We start from the raw sequence: 18,745 nt of genomic DNA on the forward strand, positions 1-18,745 counted from the left end.
GACGTGCACACACCCAAGAAGACGCCAGCACAGGGACAAAAGAAGAGGTCAACCACCCCGAAGCCCCGCCGCACAGGTTAAAGATCAAGCTAGGATCAGCTGGTCGAAGGAACAGGTGGCCGCTCATCGCGTGGGTAGTGAACGGGGCGACGGTCCTGCAGGAGAAGTCGAGTTGCTCGGTGAACCTCGTCATGATCACGGCTTGTGAACGTTCCAGATGGGGCTGCCCAGCAGCACGGTGTCGTAGTCCTGGAGGCTGGGCACCAAGCCCTTGATGGCGGGGCGAGCGTCGGTGTCCTGTTCGCGGACGTTGCGCTTGACCGTCTCGTCGTAGCTTTCCGGGTAGGGATCGGCCGGCTCGATCCGGTACACGTCGCAGCCGATGAGGTCGCGGATCTTGTCGGCAAGGACTTCGGTGTTGCCGACTTTCAGCGTAGTGCGATCGCCGTAATAGTAGTTCTCGCCGAGCCGCGAGAAGTACGCGAGCAGCGCCTTGCCCCGCGCTGGGCCACTCGCGGCCCGGCGCGTCGAGGCGCTCCGCCGGTCGCGGGCCTTCTGATCGTCCGCGGGAGAACAGCCGGCGAGGTGCGGTGCGGTCATGGCGGCGACTCCGGTCAGCAGCGCGGCGCGCAGGATCGTGCAGCGCCGGGCCGACATGCGGTTCTGCTGGTTCACAGCGGGTCCTGCGCGCGGGTCCGTGGAAGCGGAAAGGGGCGAGCGGCTGCCCGCGATGCGGCGTGCCGCTTGCCCCCTGCATGTGCGGGTCAGGCGTCCAGGCGGCGCCCCGCGAGCCAAGGCCCCAAGATCGGCTTCTATGTCTTCCTGGCCGGTGGCGATAATCCCATCGCCTGTCCGGTCGGTGAGTCCTCGATCGTCTGCTTGGGCAAGGCCGAGCAGCAGCGGGGAGTGCGGAGGCCGGGCCAGCCAGTATCGGGGCGGGATCGAGAATGGTCCCCACGAGCACCGGCTTGGGCATGCGGCGCACGAGTGGCTGATGGCACGAGGCGGCTTCTGCGCGTATTCGCCGGCTCCCGACCGTGATCCGGCTCACCCGCTGCGTCACAGCGCCTCATGGATGGGGCATGAGCTGATCACGGCGGGGCTGCGCGAGTGGACGGTCAGCCGTGTGGGAGAGGCTGTGCGGCGGAGCCGGTGTCCTGGGTGGCGGCCCAGGAGGCGAGCAGGCACAGGCGCTCCTCGGAGGGTGAACCGGGTTCGGCGGTGTAGACCGTGAGGGTGTGGCCGGGCTCAGCCGCCAGGGCCAGGTATTCCCAAGCGAGGGTGAGGTCGCCGACGACCGGGTGGTGGAAGCGTTTGGTACCGGTGCCGTGGCGGGTGACGTTGTGGGCGCCCCAGCGGGTGCGGAAGGCGTCGCTGCGGGTGGACAGCTCGCCCACCAGGTCGTGGAGGCCTTTGTCGTGGGGGTTGCGGCCGGCCTCGGTGCGCAGCACGTCGACTGTCATGTCGGCGGCAAGGTCCCAGTCCGGGTAGAAGACGTGGGCTGCGGGGTCGAGGAACTGGTAGCGGGCGATGTTCGGCGACTTCGTGCCTGCGTCGAAAAGGTCGCTGTAGAAGGCGCGGGCCAGCTCGTTGGCGGCGACCACGTCCAGGTGACCATTGGTGACGAAGGCGGGCCCGGCGGTGACGGCGTCCAGAGTCCACTGAAGGCTCTCATGCAGAGCCCGCTGCCTGCCGGCGCGCGCCCGGGGGCGCGGAAGGGTGCCGGAGCCCTCCTGAGCTCGGGCCAGATGGAGCAGGTGGGCGCGTTCGGCTTCGTCCAGTTGGAGGGCGCGGGCGACGCCTTCGAGGACGGCGGATGAGACGCCGGCGAGACTGCCGCGCTCCAGTTTGGCGTAGTACTCGACGCTGACATCGGCCAGCGCGGCGACCTCGCTACGCCGCAGGCCGGTAACACGGCGCCGGGTGCCGGCGGGCAGTCCTGCCTGCTCGGGGGTGATCTTCGCTCGCCGAGAGGTGAGGAACTCCCGGACTTCGTCACGGTTATTCATACCGTGACCGTACGGCCGAGTCCCGCGGATTGGGATGTACTGCCAGTACACCCATCACCAGTAACTCGCTACCCGCTCGGCATGGGGTTTCCATAGGTGTCGTGGCGCTCTCCACTTCACCGTAACCGATGGGGTGGAAGCGGCCCGACCCTGCAATGGCCCGAGAAAGGCAGCACAATGTCTGACAGCTACACCTTCGAGCTGGACGAGAATGTCGACCGTACCCCCGTACGGTTCAAGAACCGCTACGGCATCGAGATCGCAGCCGATCTCTACGTGCCGAAGAACGCGACGGGTAAGCTCCCTGCTCTGGCCGTCAGCGGGCCGTTCGGCGCGGTCAAGGAACAGTCGTCGGGCCTTTACGCCAACGAATACGCTCGCCGCGGGTATGTCGCCCTCGCGTTCGACCCTTCCTTCACGGGAGAGAGCGGCGGTGCCGTCCGCGACGTCGCGTCGCCCGACATCTACACCGAGGACTTCAGCGCCGCCGTCGACTTCCTCGGACTGCAGGACATCGTCGACCGCGAGCGGATCGGCCTGCAGGCCATCTGCGGTCTGAGCGGCATGGCGCTCACTGCCGCAGCCGCCGACAGCCGCATCAAGGCGGTCGCCACGGCCTCGATGTACGACATGTCGCGCAGCATGTCCCGCGGTCACCAGGACTACTACACGCCCGAGCAGCGGAAGAAGATCGTGGATCACCTCAGCCGGCAGCGCTGGATCGACGCCGAGAACGGCACCTTCGCGCGGCTGTCCCACGAAGTACCCTTCGACGAGGACGGCAACGTCGCCGCCATCGACCGCATCCTCCCCGAGACCCTCCCCGAGGACGCGAACCCGATCGTGGCGCGCTTCTTCGACTACTACCGGACCGAGCGCGGATACCACCCGCGGTCGATCAACTCCAACACGGTGTGGACCGCGACCACGCCCATGGCGTTCTTCAGCTTCCCGCTGATGACGAACATCGACATGCTCGCGCCCCGCCCCGCCCTTCTGGTGGCCGGTGCCGACGCGCACTCGCGCTACTACTCCGAGGACGTCCAGGCGATGGCACCCGACAACGTCGAGCTCGTGATCGTTCCGGACGCGGACCACGTCGATCTGTACGACCGCAAGGAACTCATTCCGTTCGACAAGCTCGACGAGTTCTTCACCAAGAACCTCGCCTGACCGGGTCCGGGGCGAGTCGGTGATGCCCTCCGCGACATCGAGCCCGCACTCGCCCTGAGCTGATCTTTGCCGTGCGTCACCGCGGCGCGAGCGGCCGTCGGACTGCGGCCGGACCAGCGAGCGGATGATGCCGGCCCACGGAGATCGAGCCTCCGAGCCAGCGTCGGCCCGCTCGCTGACATGGTCCACGAGCGGGCCGACGTCCTGTGCTGTCCACCGCGTTCTTGGCTCGTGGCGGACGCAGGCCGCCGGGCCGGTCGGGCAGATGGGACGCCTGGCACCGGTGCCCGTTGATGTGGTACCGCACGCACAGGTGGTGGGGACAGGCGTCCTCGTCGCGGAAGTCCGGACCGCCCATGCACTGCTGAGTGAGGGCCGCGCCCAGGCAGCGGGGTGTGGAACAGCACGAGAGCGCGAGGAGTGGGTCGAGCACTTCGCGCTTTCCCACTCCAGCAAGCAGCTTCGTCGCGATCAGCGCCTCCAAGAGATCGTGGGCTTCGCCGACCGCCCACCCGGTCGAGTGCGCCGCGATGGCCGGCAGCGTCGACGACCGAAGCAAGTCGCCCTGGCGCGCAGCAAGGACGCCTCGATGTCCACGCGTAGCGGGCCAGCCGCGCCGGACGCCACGGCGGTATCCCCGGCACGTCCACTTCGCTCATGCCCGGATCGGCGGTCTCCTCTCTCCGCTGCCGGTCCCACCACACCTGCGGCACGGAAATCCTCACCGCGGGCCCCCGCGAGGCCGACTTCACCTCCCACTATTCATACGCCTGAACAAATTGAGCCCTGAGGTTTACGTCATGGAACGTCGCAAATTGCTCGGACTCATCACCGCCGGCGCGGCCTCCTTCGGGGGCCTTCTGGCCGTGAACGCACAGAATTCCTCCGCCGCCGATTCACTGGCGATTCCGGTCAAGCGGTCGTCGCGCCCGATAAGGCGCGGAAACAAGACGCTGGTCGTCTATTACTCCAAGACCGGAAGGAACTACCCCGACCTCGAGCTCACGGTCGGGAACACCGCCCGAGTCGCCCACTTCATCCACGACAGGGTCGGCGGGGATGTCTTCGAGATCGTCCCGGCCCGCCCGTATCCGGCTGACTACGACCAGACGGTGGACCAGGCGCAGCGAGAAGAAAGCCAGAACATCCATCCCGCCATCAAGGGCGTGGTGCCTGATACGGATCCGTACTCCACCATCTTCCTCGGGCACCCGGTCTGGTGGGGTGAACAGCCCATGGTCGTCCAGACGTTCATGCGGGACCGCAATCTGAACTACGGCACGATCATTCCCTTCGTCACTCACGAGGGATCCGGGTTCGGTAACTCGCTGAACGTCCTCGACCAGTATTATCCCGAGGCCCGCGTCTTGGACGGATTCTCCGCACGCGGCACCGACGTGTACGACAACCCGGGGGCAGCGCGCCGTGACGTCAACGCCTGGCTGGAAGGGCTGGGCTTCTGATGGGCGCAAAGCTGATGTTGTGGAGCCTTGCGCTCATCTTTCCGCTACCGCTTGTGATCGCTCTGAATCTGCAGAGCACCGATGTCCCGTCCATGCGGCTGTACATCACCTGGGGACTCATCGCGTACAGCTGGTGGCTACTGGCCATCCTGTTGAGCGTGCGGCCGGCCTGGCTGGGACGCGGTGTCGGGTTGCCTTCGGTCTACGCCCTGCACGGCATGCTCGGTGTCTTCGCCCTCGTACCGGCGTATCTGCACAAGGAGAACACCTTTGCCCCCGACGACCTCTCAAGGCTCCTCGGAGACTGGGGTTTCTACACGGCACTGGCCGTGCTGTGCTACTCCGTCGTGTTCCTGAGCGGTTGGCTGACCGACCGATCGCGTCTCGCGCTGAAGGTGAAGAGCCGGCTGGAGACGGTCTTTCGGCGCCGGCTCTCGGTGTGGATCCACCGGCTCAACCTGGTCGTCGTCCTCATGATCTGGCTTCACGTCCATCTGATCGGACGCGTCAACCAGCACTTCGCGTTCATGGCCCTCTTCGACCTCTACACCGTGGCTGTGCTGGGGATCTACGTGTGGAAGAAGTGGGTGGCACCGGACTCCTTCCTCACCGGGGCCGTCCAGGAGAACGTCGCGCTCAACGGTTCCACCCGCAGAATCGCCATCGCCCTCGACCGCACGGCGACCACGTCCCGCCCCGGCGACTTCTACTTCCTCAGCTTCGAAGACACGAGTCTCGGACGGGAGTGGCACCCCTTCTCCGCCACCGACGAACGCCGTGATGTCCTGACCTTCACCATCCGACAGACCGGGGACTACACCCGCAAGATCGGCACCGCCGTTCCGGACACGCGTGTGCGCCTGGAGGGCCCGTTCGGCCGGTTCGACTCCATAGTGAACAGGCGCACCGATGACGCACCGCTCGTACTCGTCGGGATGGGCGCGGGCATCGCACCGCTGCTGAGTCTGGCAGCGGAATACCTCACGGACCGCCGAATCCACCTGCTGTGGTCGGTACGTCACGCCGACGACGCCTACTACGGCGCCCTGCTCGGCGAGTACGAACGCCGCAGCGGGGGCCGGCTCACCGTCACGACCCAAGTGGGCCGGTTCCACCGAGATCAACTCCGGGCGCTTCTCCCGAAGGACGAAGTCACGCGCGGGGACTTCTTCGTGGTGGGACCCAACCCGGCCGTGCTGGCCACCCAACGGACGCTGCGCCGGATCGGGGTGTCAAGAAGCAGAATCCATCACGAACGACTCACAATGTGACCACGCCGCACAACCGCATGCGACCTACTCGCGGCGAGCTGGACAGCTCGTCTGGTAGGTCGGTCGGTCCAAGATCCCTGGCCATGACCGGCTGCCACGCCGACCGATACTGTAACTTCCTGCTTTCACCGCGGACTGACTCAGTGAGCGGTGCCGCGTGTCCCGGCCGATCATCCACGAGGCCGTGGCGTCCATCGACCGGTATCCCGGCGAGATCGCACGATCTTCAACTTCCCCGGCCGCATCACGGACCGCCTTCTGGCCGTAACGCGTGACGACGCGAACCGCTGGATCGGCAGTCGGTGGGGACGGCCATCAGGCCCTCTCGGCCAGGACGCCGCTCGACGCGATCCCGGTGACGGCGGCGTTCGCGGGTTCGAGCATCGCCGGCCGTAGGCCACCTACTGACGGTGATCGCAGCTCGGATGCACCGCGGGGTGGGACAGGGCGCCGGGCGCCAGCGAAGCGCGCACAACGAGCACGGGATGGTCGGGGTGGTCGCCATGGCCTTCCCAGGTCGTGCCGATGCCGCCCCCGGCCTCCGGTAGCCCGCCCGAAGCCCGGCATCCGGCAGAACTCGTGCGGTTTCCATCCTCCGGCGATCCTCCCAGCCGGGCACGAGCCCCATTCGCCGCCGGCACCCCCGCAACGCACCCTGACGCCGGTCATCTCGCCTCCGCGACCGGCCACCCAGAACCTCCGGGCGTCACACCGGCAATCCGCACAAGTCCCCGCCACGGAAGCCACTGTGCCGTGTCTTCTACGTCGCCGCTGCCGTGGCAGGCCATCAGCGATCACGTGGTCCGTACGGGGCCGGCCACCGCCATAGAGAGTGGGGTCCTAGCCGGTAGCTGTCTCGGCGAACTGGTTGGTGTCGAAGAGCTGGTTGATGTGGCCGCCGAGTTCGGACCAGTGGTGGCCGGAGAGTTCGGCGGCGGCACGGGCGTCGCCGCCGGCGCAGACGGTGATGAGCTGGTCGTGGTGTTCGATGGTGTTGCGGCCGCCGAGCAGGGTGGAGAACTTGCGGTAGAGGATGCGGTGGATCTGCGGGTGGAGCTGCTCGACGATCCGGCTCAGTACGGGGTTGTCGGCGGCCGCGATGGGGACGGCGTGGAAGCGGTCGTCGGCTGCCAGTGCGGCGGTGGTGTCGTTGGCGGCGACGGCCCGTTCGAAGTCGCGGTTGGCCTCACGCATGAGCTCCAGGTCCTGCTCGGTCATGAGCGGAACCGCTGTCTCGATGGCGAGCTGGTCGAGCGAGCGCAGCACCGCGAGGGTCTTTTCGACGTCGCGGCGGTTGAGCGTGGTGATGCGGGTGTAGACGCCGGGCTTGGCCTCCACCAGGCCGATGTCGGCGAGCCGGGCGAGCGCCTCACGCACGGGGGTGCGGCTGAGGCCGAGGCGCTCGGCGAGCTCACCGTCCTTGACCTTCTCGCCGGGGACGAGTTCCCCGCGCACGATGGAGTCGCGCAGGCGGTGGAACACCTCGTCACTGAGGAGGCGGCGCGAGACGGGGCGGTCGAGTGACATATTGCGTACAGTACATCGCTCGCTTCACGCGCCCTTCAGCCCTGGCCCGGCGGACCAGGGCCTGCGCCAGGACGAGCGCCGGGTCGACGACAGGGACGTCCACCGCATCGGTCGGCAGGCCGAGGGGGATCTCCGTGCAGCCGGCGATCACCGCCTGGGCGCCCTGCTCGGTGAGGCGTTGCGCGGCGCGAGCCAGCAGCGCGGTCGTCCGGTTGTCGCGAGTGCCCGCCTTCACCGTTCGGATGGCGGTCATGACCTCGCGATCCTGGCTGGCGGCATCGGGCAGGACCAGACGGATCCCGCAGCGGTCCAGCCACTCCTGATAGAGCTCGGCGCGGACGGTGCCGGTGGTGGCGAGCAGTCCGGCGGTGTGCACGCGAGGCCTCAACGTGGTGATGTGCCGGGCGACCTCGCCGATCATGTGGACGATGGGCAGGCCTACGTGGTCGGCGATGCGTGGGACGAAGGCATGCGCGGTGTTGCACGGGATGGCGATGACCGTGGCACCGGCCTCGCGCAGCACACGGCTGCCGTCGAGAAGCCACGGGGTGGGGTCGGGACCATCGCCGAGCAGGGCCTCGGTGCGGTCGGGGATCGTGGGGTCGGACCAGATGACCGTCCGGAGGTGGTCCTGGTCGCTGGTGCCCGGGGTGGTGGCGACGAGCTTGGCGTAGAAGTCGGCGGTGGCTGCCGGGCCCATGCCGCCGAGGATGCCGATGATCTCCGTACTGGTGGGGGTACTCACTGTGCGGGTTCCTTCTGGGGGGCTGCAGTCTCGGACTCGGCCGGGGTGCGGGGGTGTTCGCGGGTGCCGCTTTTGACCCCGCGCCGCTTCTCGGAGCTGTCGACGACGGCGGCGGCGAGGGAGTTGCCGATGACGTTCACGCCGGTGCGGGCCATGTCGACGATGAAGTCCACGCCGAGGAGCAGGGCGACGCCCTCGGCGGGCAGGCCGATCGAGTTGCCCGCGGCGATCAGCACGACGATGGACGCGGAGGCGACGCCCGCCATGCCCTTGGAGAGGATCACCAGCACGCCGACCATGAGCAGCAGCGCGGGCAGGGACGTGTCCGCGCCGTAGGCGTTTGCCAGGAAGACCAGGGCGGCCGCCTGGTAGAGGACGGAGCCGTCAGTGTTGAAGGAGTAGCCGAGCGGGACGACGAAGGATGTCGTGGACCGGCTCAGGCCGAACGCCTCCAACCTGCCCATCAGCGGGGCCAGTACGGATTCCGAGCTGCGGGTGACGAAGGCGATCCCGGCCAGTCCGGCGATCGATTTGAGCAACTCGACATAGCGGATTCGGTAGATGGCGGCGATGAGCGGGAAGAGCACGCCGACGACGACGGCCAGGCCCGCGTAGACCACGGCGATGAAGCCCAGCAGGCTGCGCAGGTTGCCGAAGCCGTAGTACGCGACGTCGTAGGAGATGAAACCGAGCACGCCCAGTGGGGCGACGCGGATGACGTAGCCGACGACCTTGAACATCACCGCGGCGACGGACTCCAGGACGGCGGCGAAGGGTTCGGACTTATCCCCGATCGCGGCCATCGCCACGCCCACGAGGAGGGCGAAGACGATCGCACCGAGCAGGTTGCCCTCGCCGAACGCGGCGAAGATGTTCTTCGGGACGGCGTGCAGGGCCAGTTCGTGGAAGTCGATGCCCTGGCTCAGGCCGTCCAGGTCCTTGGCCTCGGCCCCGTGGACGGGGGCGCCCTTGCCGATGCCCGTGAGCTTCGCCAGCCCCACCGCGATCAGCAGGACAACGGTGGTGACGAGCTCGAAGTAGAGGATGGCCTTGCCGGCGATGCGGCCGACCTTCTTGACCGACTCCATGCGGGCGATGCCCAGCACGATGAGCGGGAAGACCAGGGGCAGCACGACCACCTGCACCAGGTTCAGGAACACGTCTCCGAGGATCTTCATCTGCTCGCCCGCGGACGGGGCAAGGGATCCGATCAGAGCGCCGAGACCTACGGCTATGACCGACTGGATGCCGATCGGCATCCGCAGGCATCGCCGCCAGAACCCCGAAGGCCGGGTCGGTGGGGTGTCTTTGCTGGTGGGGCGAGGACGAACGGTGTCCATGAGATCTCCTACCAATACGCAATATATTGCGTTCTGCATGTCGGTCGGTAACACTGAGGCCGGACGCGGTGGCCTGTCAAGGGGCCCGCAGCAGAGAGAGGGGCAGCAGATGGCCGTACGCATCGAGCACGACCTGGTCGGAGACAAAGAGGTCCCCGCCGACGCCTACTACGGCGTACACACCGTGCGGGCCGTGGAGAACTTCGCGATCACCGGATCGACCATCGCCCAGTTCCCCGACCTGATCACGGCGCTGGCCGCGGTCAAGCAGGCGGCCGCGCGGGCCAACCAAGAGCTCGGCCTGCTGCCGACGGACGTCGCCGAGGCGGTCATCCGCGCGTGCGAGGAGATCCGCGCGGGACGACTCATCGACCAGTTCGTCGTCGACCCCGTCCAGGGCGGAGCCGGCACCTCGACGAACATGAACGCGAACGAGGTCATAGCCAACCGGGCCCTGGAGATCCTGGGCCACCCCCGCGGCTCCTATGACGTGGTCCACCCACTGGACCACGTCAACCTCGGCCAGAGCACCAACGACGTCTACCCCACCGCCGTACGTCTCACCCTGGTCGCCTCCCTGCGCCGGCTCGGCGACTCGCTGGGGGCACTGGCCGCCGCCTTCACCGCGAAGGCGGCGGAGTTCGGTGACGTACTGAAGATGGGCCGCACCCAGCTCCAGGATGCCGTTCCCATGACGCTGGGGCAGGAGTTCACCACCTACGCGGTCATGATCGAGGAGGACCGCCAGCGTCTCACCGAGGCTGCCGCCCTGCTGCTGGAGTCCAATCTCGGCGGCACGGCCATCGGTACCGGGATCAACGGCCACCCCCGCTACGCCGACCTCGCCTGCGCGCATCTCGCCGACATCAGCGGCCTACCGGTCCGACCCGCGGGTGACTTCATCGAGGCCACCCAGGACTGCGGTGCGTTCGTCCAGCTCTCCGGCGTCCTCAAGCGCGTCGCCGTGAAACTTTCCAAGACCTGCAACGACCTGCGCCTGACCTCCTCCGGCCCCACAGCCGGACTTGGCGAGATCAACCTGCCACCGGTGCAGGCGGGTTCGTCGATCATGCCCGGCAAGGTCAACCCGGTGATACCCGAGGTCGTCAACCAGGTCGCTTTCGAGGTCATCGGCAACGACCTGACGGTCACCATGGCCGCCGAAGCCGGACAGCTCCAGCTCAACGCCTTCGAACCCGTCATCGCCTACAGCCTGCTGCGCTCCCTGACCCACTTGCGCGCGGCCTGCGACGCCCTGGCCACCCGCTGCGTTCCCGGCATCACCGCCAACCGCGAGCACCTCCACGACAGCGTCCACCGCTCCATCGGCCTGGTCACCGCACTCGCACCGCACATCGGGTACACCGCCTCCACCACCCTCGCCCGCCAGGCTCTCGTCACCGGCCGCACGATCAAGGACATCGCCGCCGAAGCCGGCCTGCTCACCACCGACCAGCTGGACACGATCCTGCGACCCGAGAACCTCACTCAGCCCCTTGGGCGCCCCTCTTCGGCAGTCACTCCCTGAACTCCGACTGATCCCCTCAGCAACCGGATCACCTTATCCGGTTTCTGTGGTACGGTGGTGACACGGATCCGGAAAGGCCTATCCGGATCAAGAACCGGATAGGCCTGTCCGGATCCTTTAGATCTTCCCTGTCATGTTTTCCCGAAAGGACCTCGCCGTGACCAGCATCGCCATCGTCGGAGCCGGCCCCCAGCTGGGCCTGGCCATCGCCCGCACCTTCGGCTCCCAGGGTTTCGACGTCGCCCTCATCTCCCGCAACCGGGAGAAGCTCGACGGTCTCGTAGGCACGCTGACCGCCGAGGGCATCAACGCCGCCGCCTTCCCCGCGGACGTACTCGACCGCGACGCGCTCACCCAGGCGCTCAAGGACGCTGCCACCCGGTTCGGCGGCATCGACGTCCTGGAGTACTCCCCGGTCGGCACCTTCGGCTCGACCGCGCTGACCACCCCGACCGAGACCGAACCCTCCCACGTGCAGCACGAGATCGAGTTCCAGCTGTACGGGGCCATCACCGCCACCAAGGCGGTACTGCCTGCCATGCGCGAGGCCGGCGCCGGCACCCTGCTGTACACCACAGGCGCCGGCTCCATCGACCCCGTACCGCAGGTCGGCAACGTCAACGCCGCCGCAGCTGCCCTGCGCAACTGGGCGATCAACTTGCACAAGGAACTGGCCGGCACCGGCATCCAGGCCGCCCACGTCGGTATCGACGTGTCCATCGGCATGTCGGTCATCCCCGACTTCCCGACCGCCCAGCCCGAGGAGATCTCCCCCGTCTACTGGGACCTGCACACCACCAAGCGTGACCAGGCCGAACTCGTCTTCAGCCGCTGACACCGGACCGACTTCCGCGATCACCCTTCACCGAACCTCGATCGCGTCGCGGAGTTCCGGGCCGCGACGCGATCGAGGGGAAGGGCGTCGCTCCGGCGGACATTGCCGACCGCGGCGTTCGGGGCCTCGAGCGTCATGAAGGACCGCTGGGCCCGGCGAGCGGTTCATCCCCGACACCTGCGCCTGCTGATGTCTGCCATCAGCCAATACCCCCACAGTTCCCAGGAGCAGACCGGCATGACCACGACCACCGACCCGTCCTACGTCGACCCGGCACTGATCAACCCCCGCGCGGTACGTCTCGTCAACGCCTTCAAGGACGCTCTGGCCCGCATGCGCGACGAGGAGGGACTCACCTTCGACGACCTCAACGCGGCCACCGACCTGCTGCAGAAGGTCCAGGCAGCCACCGGCGCCCCGCTGGCGTTGGTCGCGATGCCACTGTTCAGTGAGGTCTTCCAAGGCGGCCGGGACGGTTACACCCCCTCCGAAGACGTCAACAGCCCCACGTACATCGCCGGCTCCCCGCACATCGACAATCCGGGCGTCCTGCCGATGCGACCGGACGAGCCCGGCACGCCGCTGGTCGTGTCCGGTCGCATTCTGGACGGCCACGGTCTGCCGCTCAGGGGCGCCAAGCTGGACATCTACCACGCGGCCAACAACGGGAACTACTCCGGGCTGTACGACGACGGAGTGCCCACATACAACCTCCGCGGACACCTGTTCACGGACGCCGACGGCCGCTACACCTTCACCACCATCACGCCCGTCGCCTACGTCGACCCCCACATCATGGAGGTCGACGGGGTCGTCGAAGCCGTCGCAGCCCTCGGACGCAGCCTCTACCGCCCGGCCCACATCCACTACGAGGTCCACCACCCCGACCTCATCACCCCCTGGCGGGGCGAGATCTACTTCAAGGGAGACCCCGTCATCCCCGTCGACTTCGTCGGCGGGACCCTGGCTCCTCCCGCTCTGCAGGCTGACACCGTCCTTCACGAGGACTCCAAGGACATCGCCGCAGCCGGCTTCCAGGTCCCCTACCGGACGATGGAGTTCGACTTCGTCCTCAAGACCCGCACCAGCCCTGACTCCATCGCCCCGAAGGGGACGACGGCATGACCCCCGAGGACGCGACCGCCAGGTCTCTGTCCTGGGCTCTACACCGCCTTCTGCCACCACCACGACCGCCGCGAGCACGACGCGGTGCTCGAACTCTTCACCCCCGACGCCCTGTGAGAGGTTCACGAACGCCGGCTGCGCGGCCACGCCGAGATCCTGGACGCGCTCAACGCCCGCCCCGGACCGGAGTAGTTCATCCGCCACATCATGGGCGACACGCACCTTCACACCATCGGTGACACCACCGGCCAGGGAGCCATCACCGGGCTCGGATACGGCGGGCTCACCCCCACCGGCCCAGGGCCGACCCCCAACACGGTGGCAACCGGCGGACGCATCTTCGAACTGGCCGACCACTACCGGCTCGGCAACGGCCAGTGGAGGATCGCCCACCGCACAGCCCGTCAGATCCTGACCCCGGTCCACGACTGACAGTCCACCTCGGGGAGCGTCGCCCAGCGGCAGCCGCTCCCCGAGGTCGTGGTGCCACGGTGCGATCGGGAATCCGTAGCGACACCGTCATGGACGAGCTCAGCGGCAAGACGGCTGTCGGCCGATGACAGGGTGTCGACAACAGGACCTGATCACCTTGGTGGCCCCAGACTGTCGTCAGAGCTGTGGCATGACCTCGGTCGCGATCCAGTCCATGGCCTTCTCCACGCGCCCCTCCATACTGGGAAGCCAGAGGGTGCAGACAGTGAGCCCTGCCTCGGCGAGGCGCCCGAGATCGTCGACGACGCTAGCGGCGCTCGGCTTCCGGCCCCCGAGCGGCCGTCGCTCGGACGGCACCTCACCGGGAAAGCCAGGAGGACTGAGGAACTGAACCGACGCGATCGTCAAACGGTCGGCATCCGCAGGGTCGGCTGCCACTTCCCTCAACCGGCGGCGCATGTCGGTGAGTTCGTCGGCGGTGAGGCTGGAGGCGTACCAGCCGTCGCCGAATCGCAACGCGCGCCGCAGAGCAGCGTCGCTGTGACCGCCGACCCACACGGGTGGGCCGCCAGGGGTTGCCGGAGGCATCCCGAGGCGCGCGCCACGGAGGGTCGTGAATGTCCCGTCGAAGTCGGCGGGGCGTTGCGTCCACAGAGCCTTGGCGGCCGCAAGGGAGTCATCGGTACGGGCACCGCGTTCACGGAAGGGCACACCGATGGCGTCGAAGTCATCTGTTTTCCAGCCGACGGCGACGCACAGGATGAAGCGTCCTCCGGACACGAAGTCCAGGGTGGCTGCCTGGTTGGCGAGCAGCACCGCCGGGTAGTACGGCGCGACGAGCACCGATGTCAGCAGCCGCAGGCGAGTCGTCGCGCCCGCGAGGGCCGACAGCAGTACAAGCGGGTCGGACAGGTGGCCGTCGACGGTGTAACCGCCCTCCAGGAGGCGCTGGCCGGCCGCGGCGTGATCGAAGCCCAGGTCCTCGGCATGGCGCGCGACGCGGAGGGCGGCGGATGCGTCGTCGGGGGACCAGCGCTGTTGGAGGGAGACGCCAAGGTGTAGCGGGGGCACGGGAAGGCCTTTCGGTAGGGGGCTGACAGAGACAGCCGCGGTCCGGACCGCCCCGTCATCGGGTGGGAACGCACGAGAAGGAATGGGGAGGGGTGCTCCTCAAGGCCGTCTGGTAACCGGCCTGGGCATCAGGTCTCTCCCAAGGGATCTCCGGGTGGGCGGAGGCAGCGTGGGAAGTGATGCGGGCAACGCGAGTTCAACCCCTTGGGCGGTGTCCAAGTGCCGCTGACAGTGTCGTTGAACAACGTCCAAGGCGTCAAGGCTGCAAGGAGACCCCGCCGCCCCGCACCCGCCGCCAAGTCGGGCTCAAGGGGCAGCAGTTCGTCGCTGCTGCGTTGGACAGACGGCAACCTCGACCGAGCCGCCATGGAGACGCAACCCCACCCTCGCCTCGCGACCAGACACGTCGACGGGCCGCCTCAGGCTGCCCGATCACAGCCATCCGCAATGCGTTTCAGCCGACTCCGTGCGCGGCGGAGCGGCCCGTGAGGATCAGGTCGACGCCGTAGGCGAAGCGGTCGTCGAAGCTCTCCCCAGTGAGATGCTCGATCGTCTCCGCAAGGCACGGGAAGGCCGCCGGGTCGGCCGCCGCAGCCTCGACGCCGGGGGTACGGTCGGGCGATGCCTGCTCCTCGTTGACCAGGCTGATCACAAAGTAGATCAGGGTCCAGGCCGTCCAGGCCACCTCCCTGGAACTGCGTCCGGTGGCACGCAGGGCTGCGTTGAACGCCTCGGCGAACGCCAGCTGATGAGGGCGGGACAACGAGAAGCCCTCCTGCATAAGGCGAGCCCCGTCACGATGGGAACACAGCGTCGCGCGGAACGACTTCAGGAGCTTACGGACCCGCTCCTCCGGATGCCGGGGCAGGCGGGCGGGCAGACAGTCGGCCATCATGGCGTCGGTCACCGCGCCGATCAGTCCGGCCTTGTCCTTCACGTGCCAGGCCACTGCGTTGACCCGTACTCCCAGTCGGCCGGCGACAGCCCGCAGGGACAGCCCGTCGAGGCCGTCACTCCCCAGCACTTCCATAGCGGCAGCCACGATCCGCTCTTCGCTCAGGCCGACATGGGCCCGGGACACCGAGGGGCGGGGTGACTCTGCCGAGCTTGACGTCTTGGACATTGCCCAATGATACTCACAACGCGCCTTGGACACTGCCCAAGAAATCTGACCCCCCGCCCCGCGAAGCCGTCCCCCACTGGAGACGGCTCATGGTCCGGGACTTCGAAGGGACATCATCATGGGGAAGCTCAGCGGCAAGACCGCTCTCGTCACCGGTTCCAGCCGGGGTATCGGCCGGGCCACGGCCGTCGACCTGGCCCGGGAGGGGGCCCTGGTCGCCGTGCACTACGCGCACAACGTGCAGGCCGCCCAAGACACCGTCCAACTGATCGAGAAGGATGGCGGCCAGGCCTTCACGGTCCGCGCGGAACTGGGCGTGCCCGGCGACATCGACCAGTTGTTCCACGGCCTGGAGGCAGGCCTGAAGCAGCACACCGGCCAGAGGACTCTGGACATCCTGGTGAACAACGCCGCCGAGGCGTCGTCCGGGACCGCTCCCGAGGAGGTGTCCACCGACGAGTTCGACAAGACGTTCGCAGTCAACGTCAAGGCGCCCTTCTTCATCCTCCAGCGCGCGCTCGGACTGATCCCCGACGGGGGACGGATCATCAACATCTCCTCCGGCCTGACCGGGATCGCCAGCCCTTCGCAGACCGTCTACTCGATGTCCAAGGGCGCGCTCGAACAGCTCACGAGGCACTTCGCGCGGCACCTCGCCCCGAGAAGGATCACGGTCAACAATGTGCTCCCCGGCGTGGTGGACAACGGACATGAGGCCTTCAAGATCCCTGAACTGCGGGAGCAGCTGTCCCAGGTCTCGGCATACAAGCGCCTCGCCGAGCCCAAGGATGTCGCCGGCGTGGTCTGCTTCCTCACCACCGACGAAGCAGAGTGGATCACCGGCGCATCCCTCGACGTCACCGGCGGCAGCCTCCTCGGCTAGAAGGCTGATGAAGATCTTGCCCTGACCGCCCGACTCGCACCAGAATGCCGGTAAATGTCAATCACCCTAAAGCGACGCAATCCGGGCGCGATTTCAAGATCTTCAGGGCACTTCTAGGGACTGTTGCGAACCTGCAGGCAACGGCCACTCGTCGCCAGCCGCAATGCGGAGCGTTGCCTCGCAGAGGACTGCGAGTCCGACTTGACTCACGGGTGCGGCGCGGCACCTCTTGGGCTGATCGATGCCACGCTCGACCGCGTGCCCCGCCTTGCAGTCCTCCGGGTCGGACGTCGGCGGACGACAATCACGAGGGCCGGGCTGCTTTCGGATTCCGCGGTTGCAGTTCGGAGTCGTTCTGGGCCGCGTGTGGTCGGGGCTGGGGAGGGTTAGACCCGAGCCCCGATCCAGCCGCCTGCGCGCCACAGGGCCAACGCGATCGCGATGCCCGACAGCGGCTACACGTACCTGAGCACGTTGGTCGATTGGGAGCAGGGCGCGCCTCGGCGATTCGAGGTGGGCAGTGTTCCCCTGAGCCTCATTCTCACTGACGGGCAAGTTTCGCAAGCCATGACAGGTGGTCGCACAGCACCGTCTCCCATCCGAAGGGGAACAGGCGCGGATTGATGGACACTCAGGACGAGACCCTGCCGTCGCCGACGGCTCCGATGCCGCCCGCGCCGCGCCCGAACAAAGGGAAGCCGCTGGCCGCCGAACACGTCACCGTGGAGGCGATCGCGAAAAGCCGACGCGGGAAAGGGCACCCTATTTCCGCGGTTCGCCGAGCGGGATGGCCTTCTCCTGACTCTCTTCGCGCCGACCTCGGCCGACACCCGTTCAGGAACCGCACCCAACACCAAGCCGTTGATCTGCGCTACCAGCGGCCAAGCTCCGCGTTCGGGCCCTCTTCCCCGACGTGCACGGCGCTCGGGTCCCGAGGTCAGGTACTCTTGCCCGGCGGCGGTGTGGCAGTGCCCTGGCCGGCGCGGAGCATGGCCTTGTAAAGGGGTTCGTGCCCGGGTGAGGCGGGCAGGGCGCCGCGCGCCGGGGCCTCCAGGGACTGGATGAACAGGGCGACGACGCGTCGCCAGGCATCCGGGGCGGCGTCGCCGGTGGCGTTGACGACGCCGGCGTTGGCCATGTGGATCAGTACCAGGTCCGAGGGGTCGAAGTCCTCGCGCAGGCGGCCGACGGCCTTGGCCCGGTCGATGAGGCGCAGCATGGCCTCATACGCCTCGTTGCGACGCTGCTCCAGGACCTTGGCGGTGGGGAAGGTCATGGTCAGGACATCAGCGAAGCCGTTGTCGGCGGCCTGCATCGCGCAGGCGGTCTCGATGTAGCCGACGAAGCCGTTCCAGGGGTCGGGGTCTTCCAGGGCGGCGGTGACCGCATCCGCGTAGGCACCCATGCGGTCGGAGAAGACGGCGTCGACCAGCTCCTCCTTCGTGGGGAAGCGGCGGAACATGGTGGCGATCCCCACGCCCGCCTCGCGGGCCACGGAGGCCATGGAGGCGTTCAGGCCGTCGCGCGCGAACACCGTACGAGCTGCGGCGATGATCCGCTCTCGGTTGCGCTCGGCATCACTGCGCAGAGGCTGAACTGCGGGACCGTCGGAGTGCTGGGCGCCAGGGTTCATACCAGCCAGTCTAGCAATCGGATTGACCTATCCATTTTTACTGCTAGGCTGACCCGCGAAGAACCGGAAGATGCTATCCACATCCGTAACCGGATAGGCAATTCCAGTCTGCTTGCGGCGGCTGGAACAAGCTGCCGACGGATTTCGGTGCGGGCGCACCCGCTCCCTCGTCGGACCCCGATCACGCCGCGCCGTGCCAGCGCCGCGGCCAACTCTGAAGAAAGTCCCCCGCTTCGAATGAACGTGTTCCTGTGGATCGTGCAGGGTGTCCTGGCCGCAGCTTTCGCGGCCTCCGGCGTCGTCAAGATAGCCAAGCCCCGAAGCCCGGATCTCCCCCTGCTGGTGGTGCGCCTGATCGGCGCCGCCGAGTCCGCCGCCGCCGTCGCTCTGATCGTCCCGGCGGCCCTCGACTTCGCGACCGTGCTCACGCCGCTGGCTGCCACTGGCCTCGCGGTGCTCATGGTCCTGGCTATGGGCTACCACGCCCGTCGCAAGGAGTCCGTGCCCATCGCGATCAACGCGGTGCTGCTCATCCTCGCGGCCCTCGTGATGTGGGGCCGGTTCGGGTCCCACGCCTTCTGACCCCG

At 67.7% G+C, this 18,745-nt stretch carries 17 protein-coding genes; 9 read left to right on the top strand and 8 right to left on the bottom strand.

What is annotated here, in order from left to right:
• Positions 1-195: 195 nt before the first annotated feature.
• Together ACWC2T_RS36660 and ACWC2T_RS36665 are read right to left on the bottom strand one after the other, a co-directional pair.
• Positions 196-675 (bottom strand): flavodoxin, encoded by a 480-nt coding sequence (locus tag ACWC2T_RS36660; RefSeq protein ID WP_450674658.1) that lies wholly within the window; start codon positions 673-675, stop codon positions 196-198.
• 443 nt (positions 676-1,118) lie between these two features.
• On the bottom strand, positions 1,119-2,009 hold the full coding sequence (locus ACWC2T_RS36665) for a helix-turn-helix transcriptional regulator (RefSeq protein ID WP_450674659.1): 891 nt from the start codon (positions 2,007-2,009) through the stop codon (positions 1,119-1,121).
• Between the two features lie 177 nt (positions 2,010-2,186).
• Between ACWC2T_RS36665 and ACWC2T_RS36670 the strand changes: the two genes are divergently transcribed.
• The 3 genes from ACWC2T_RS36670 to ACWC2T_RS36680 all read left to right on the top strand — a co-directional run bounded on the left by ACWC2T_RS36670 (position 2,187) and on the right by ACWC2T_RS36680 (position 5,916).
• Positions 2,187-3,182: an alpha/beta hydrolase gene (locus ACWC2T_RS36670; protein ID WP_450674660.1), complete on the top strand. Its 996-nt coding sequence runs from the start codon at positions 2,187-2,189 to the stop codon at positions 3,180-3,182.
• A gap of 800 nt (positions 3,183-3,982) precedes the next feature.
• Positions 3,983-4,645: a flavodoxin gene (locus tag ACWC2T_RS36675; RefSeq protein WP_450674661.1), complete on the top strand. Its 663-nt coding sequence runs from the start codon at positions 3,983-3,985 to the stop codon at positions 4,643-4,645.
• A 53-nt stretch (positions 4,646-4,698) separates the two neighbouring features.
• The gene (locus ACWC2T_RS36680; RefSeq protein ID WP_450674662.1) at positions 4,699-5,916 is read left to right on the top strand and encodes a ferric reductase; all 1,218 of its coding nucleotides are present in this window, start codon (positions 4,699-4,701) and stop codon (positions 5,914-5,916) included.
• A gap of 840 nt (positions 5,917-6,756) precedes the next feature.
• Here the strand turns inward: ACWC2T_RS36680 and ACWC2T_RS36685 are convergent.
• Genes ACWC2T_RS36685 through ACWC2T_RS36695 form a run of 3 tightly spaced genes read right to left on the bottom strand, consistent with a single transcriptional unit; the run spans position 6,757 to position 9,447 of the window.
• Complete coding sequence (locus ACWC2T_RS36685) at positions 6,757-7,443, bottom strand: GntR family transcriptional regulator (protein ID WP_450674663.1); 687 nt, start codon at positions 7,441-7,443, stop codon at positions 6,757-6,759.
• Positions 7,403-8,188 (bottom strand): aspartate/glutamate racemase family protein, encoded by a 786-nt coding sequence (locus tag ACWC2T_RS36690; RefSeq protein WP_450674664.1) that lies wholly within the window; start codon positions 8,186-8,188, stop codon positions 7,403-7,405. The genes ACWC2T_RS36685 and ACWC2T_RS36690 overlap by 41 nt, the downstream gene beginning before the upstream one ends.
• A complete protein-coding gene (locus ACWC2T_RS36695) occupies positions 8,185-9,447 on the bottom strand; it encodes a dicarboxylate/amino acid:cation symporter (protein ID WP_450674665.1) in 1,263 nt (420 codons plus the stop codon). The genes ACWC2T_RS36690 and ACWC2T_RS36695 overlap by 4 nt, the downstream gene beginning before the upstream one ends.
• A gap of 190 nt (positions 9,448-9,637) precedes the next feature.
• Here ACWC2T_RS36695 and aspA point away from each other — a divergent pair, with 190 nt between their 5' ends.
• The 4 genes from aspA (at position 9,638) to ACWC2T_RS36715 (ending at position 13,448) form a co-directional block, all read left to right on the top strand.
• On the top strand, positions 9,638-11,056 hold the full coding sequence (gene aspA, locus ACWC2T_RS36700; protein ID WP_450674666.1) for an aspartate ammonia-lyase: 1,419 nt from the start codon (positions 9,638-9,640) through the stop codon (positions 11,054-11,056).
• Positions 11,057-11,213: 157 nt separating this feature from the next.
• Complete coding sequence (locus ACWC2T_RS36705; RefSeq protein WP_450674667.1) at positions 11,214-11,891, top strand: SDR family NAD(P)-dependent oxidoreductase; 678 nt, start codon at positions 11,214-11,216, stop codon at positions 11,889-11,891.
• Between the two features lie 237 nt (positions 11,892-12,128).
• The gene (locus ACWC2T_RS36710; protein WP_450674668.1) at positions 12,129-13,016 is read left to right on the top strand and encodes a dioxygenase family protein; all 888 of its coding nucleotides are present in this window, start codon (positions 12,129-12,131) and stop codon (positions 13,014-13,016) included.
• 207 nt (positions 13,017-13,223) lie between these two features.
• The gene (locus ACWC2T_RS36715) at positions 13,224-13,448 is read left to right on the top strand and encodes a hypothetical protein (RefSeq protein WP_450674669.1); all 225 of its coding nucleotides are present in this window, start codon (positions 13,224-13,226) and stop codon (positions 13,446-13,448) included.
• Between the two features lie 177 nt (positions 13,449-13,625).
• Here the strand turns inward: ACWC2T_RS36715 and ACWC2T_RS36720 are convergent, their stop codons facing one another.
• Together ACWC2T_RS36720 and ACWC2T_RS36725 are read right to left on the bottom strand one after the other, a co-directional pair.
• The gene (locus ACWC2T_RS36720) at positions 13,626-14,519 is read right to left on the bottom strand and encodes a TIGR03619 family F420-dependent LLM class oxidoreductase (RefSeq protein ID WP_450674670.1); all 894 of its coding nucleotides are present in this window, start codon (positions 14,517-14,519) and stop codon (positions 13,626-13,628) included.
• Between the two features lie 454 nt (positions 14,520-14,973).
• The gene (locus ACWC2T_RS36725) at positions 14,974-15,642 is read right to left on the bottom strand and encodes a TetR/AcrR family transcriptional regulator C-terminal domain-containing protein (protein ID WP_450674671.1); all 669 of its coding nucleotides are present in this window, start codon (positions 15,640-15,642) and stop codon (positions 14,974-14,976) included.
• 118 nt (positions 15,643-15,760) lie between these two features.
• On the opposite strand from ACWC2T_RS36725, the gene ACWC2T_RS36730 reads away from it, so the two are divergent.
• Positions 15,761-16,525 carry an SDR family NAD(P)-dependent oxidoreductase gene (locus tag ACWC2T_RS36730; RefSeq protein ID WP_450674672.1) on the top strand — a complete coding sequence of 255 codons (765 nt, stop codon included), beginning with the start codon at positions 15,761-15,763 and terminating at the stop codon, positions 16,523-16,525.
• 937 nt (positions 16,526-17,462) lie between these two features.
• Here ACWC2T_RS36730 and ACWC2T_RS36735 read toward each other — a convergent pair.
• A complete protein-coding gene (locus ACWC2T_RS36735) occupies positions 17,463-18,158 on the bottom strand; it encodes a TetR/AcrR family transcriptional regulator (RefSeq protein WP_450674673.1) in 696 nt (231 codons plus the stop codon).
• Positions 18,159-18,395: 237 nt separating this feature from the next.
• Here ACWC2T_RS36735 and ACWC2T_RS36740 point away from each other — a divergent pair, with 237 nt between their 5' ends.
• Positions 18,396-18,740, top strand: coding sequence for a DoxX family protein (locus tag ACWC2T_RS36740; RefSeq protein WP_450674674.1), 345 nt, complete (start codon positions 18,396-18,398; stop codon positions 18,738-18,740).
• Positions 18,741-18,745: the final 5 nt, after the last annotated feature.

This window comes from Streptomyces sp. NPDC001393 (genome assembly GCF_053597455.1).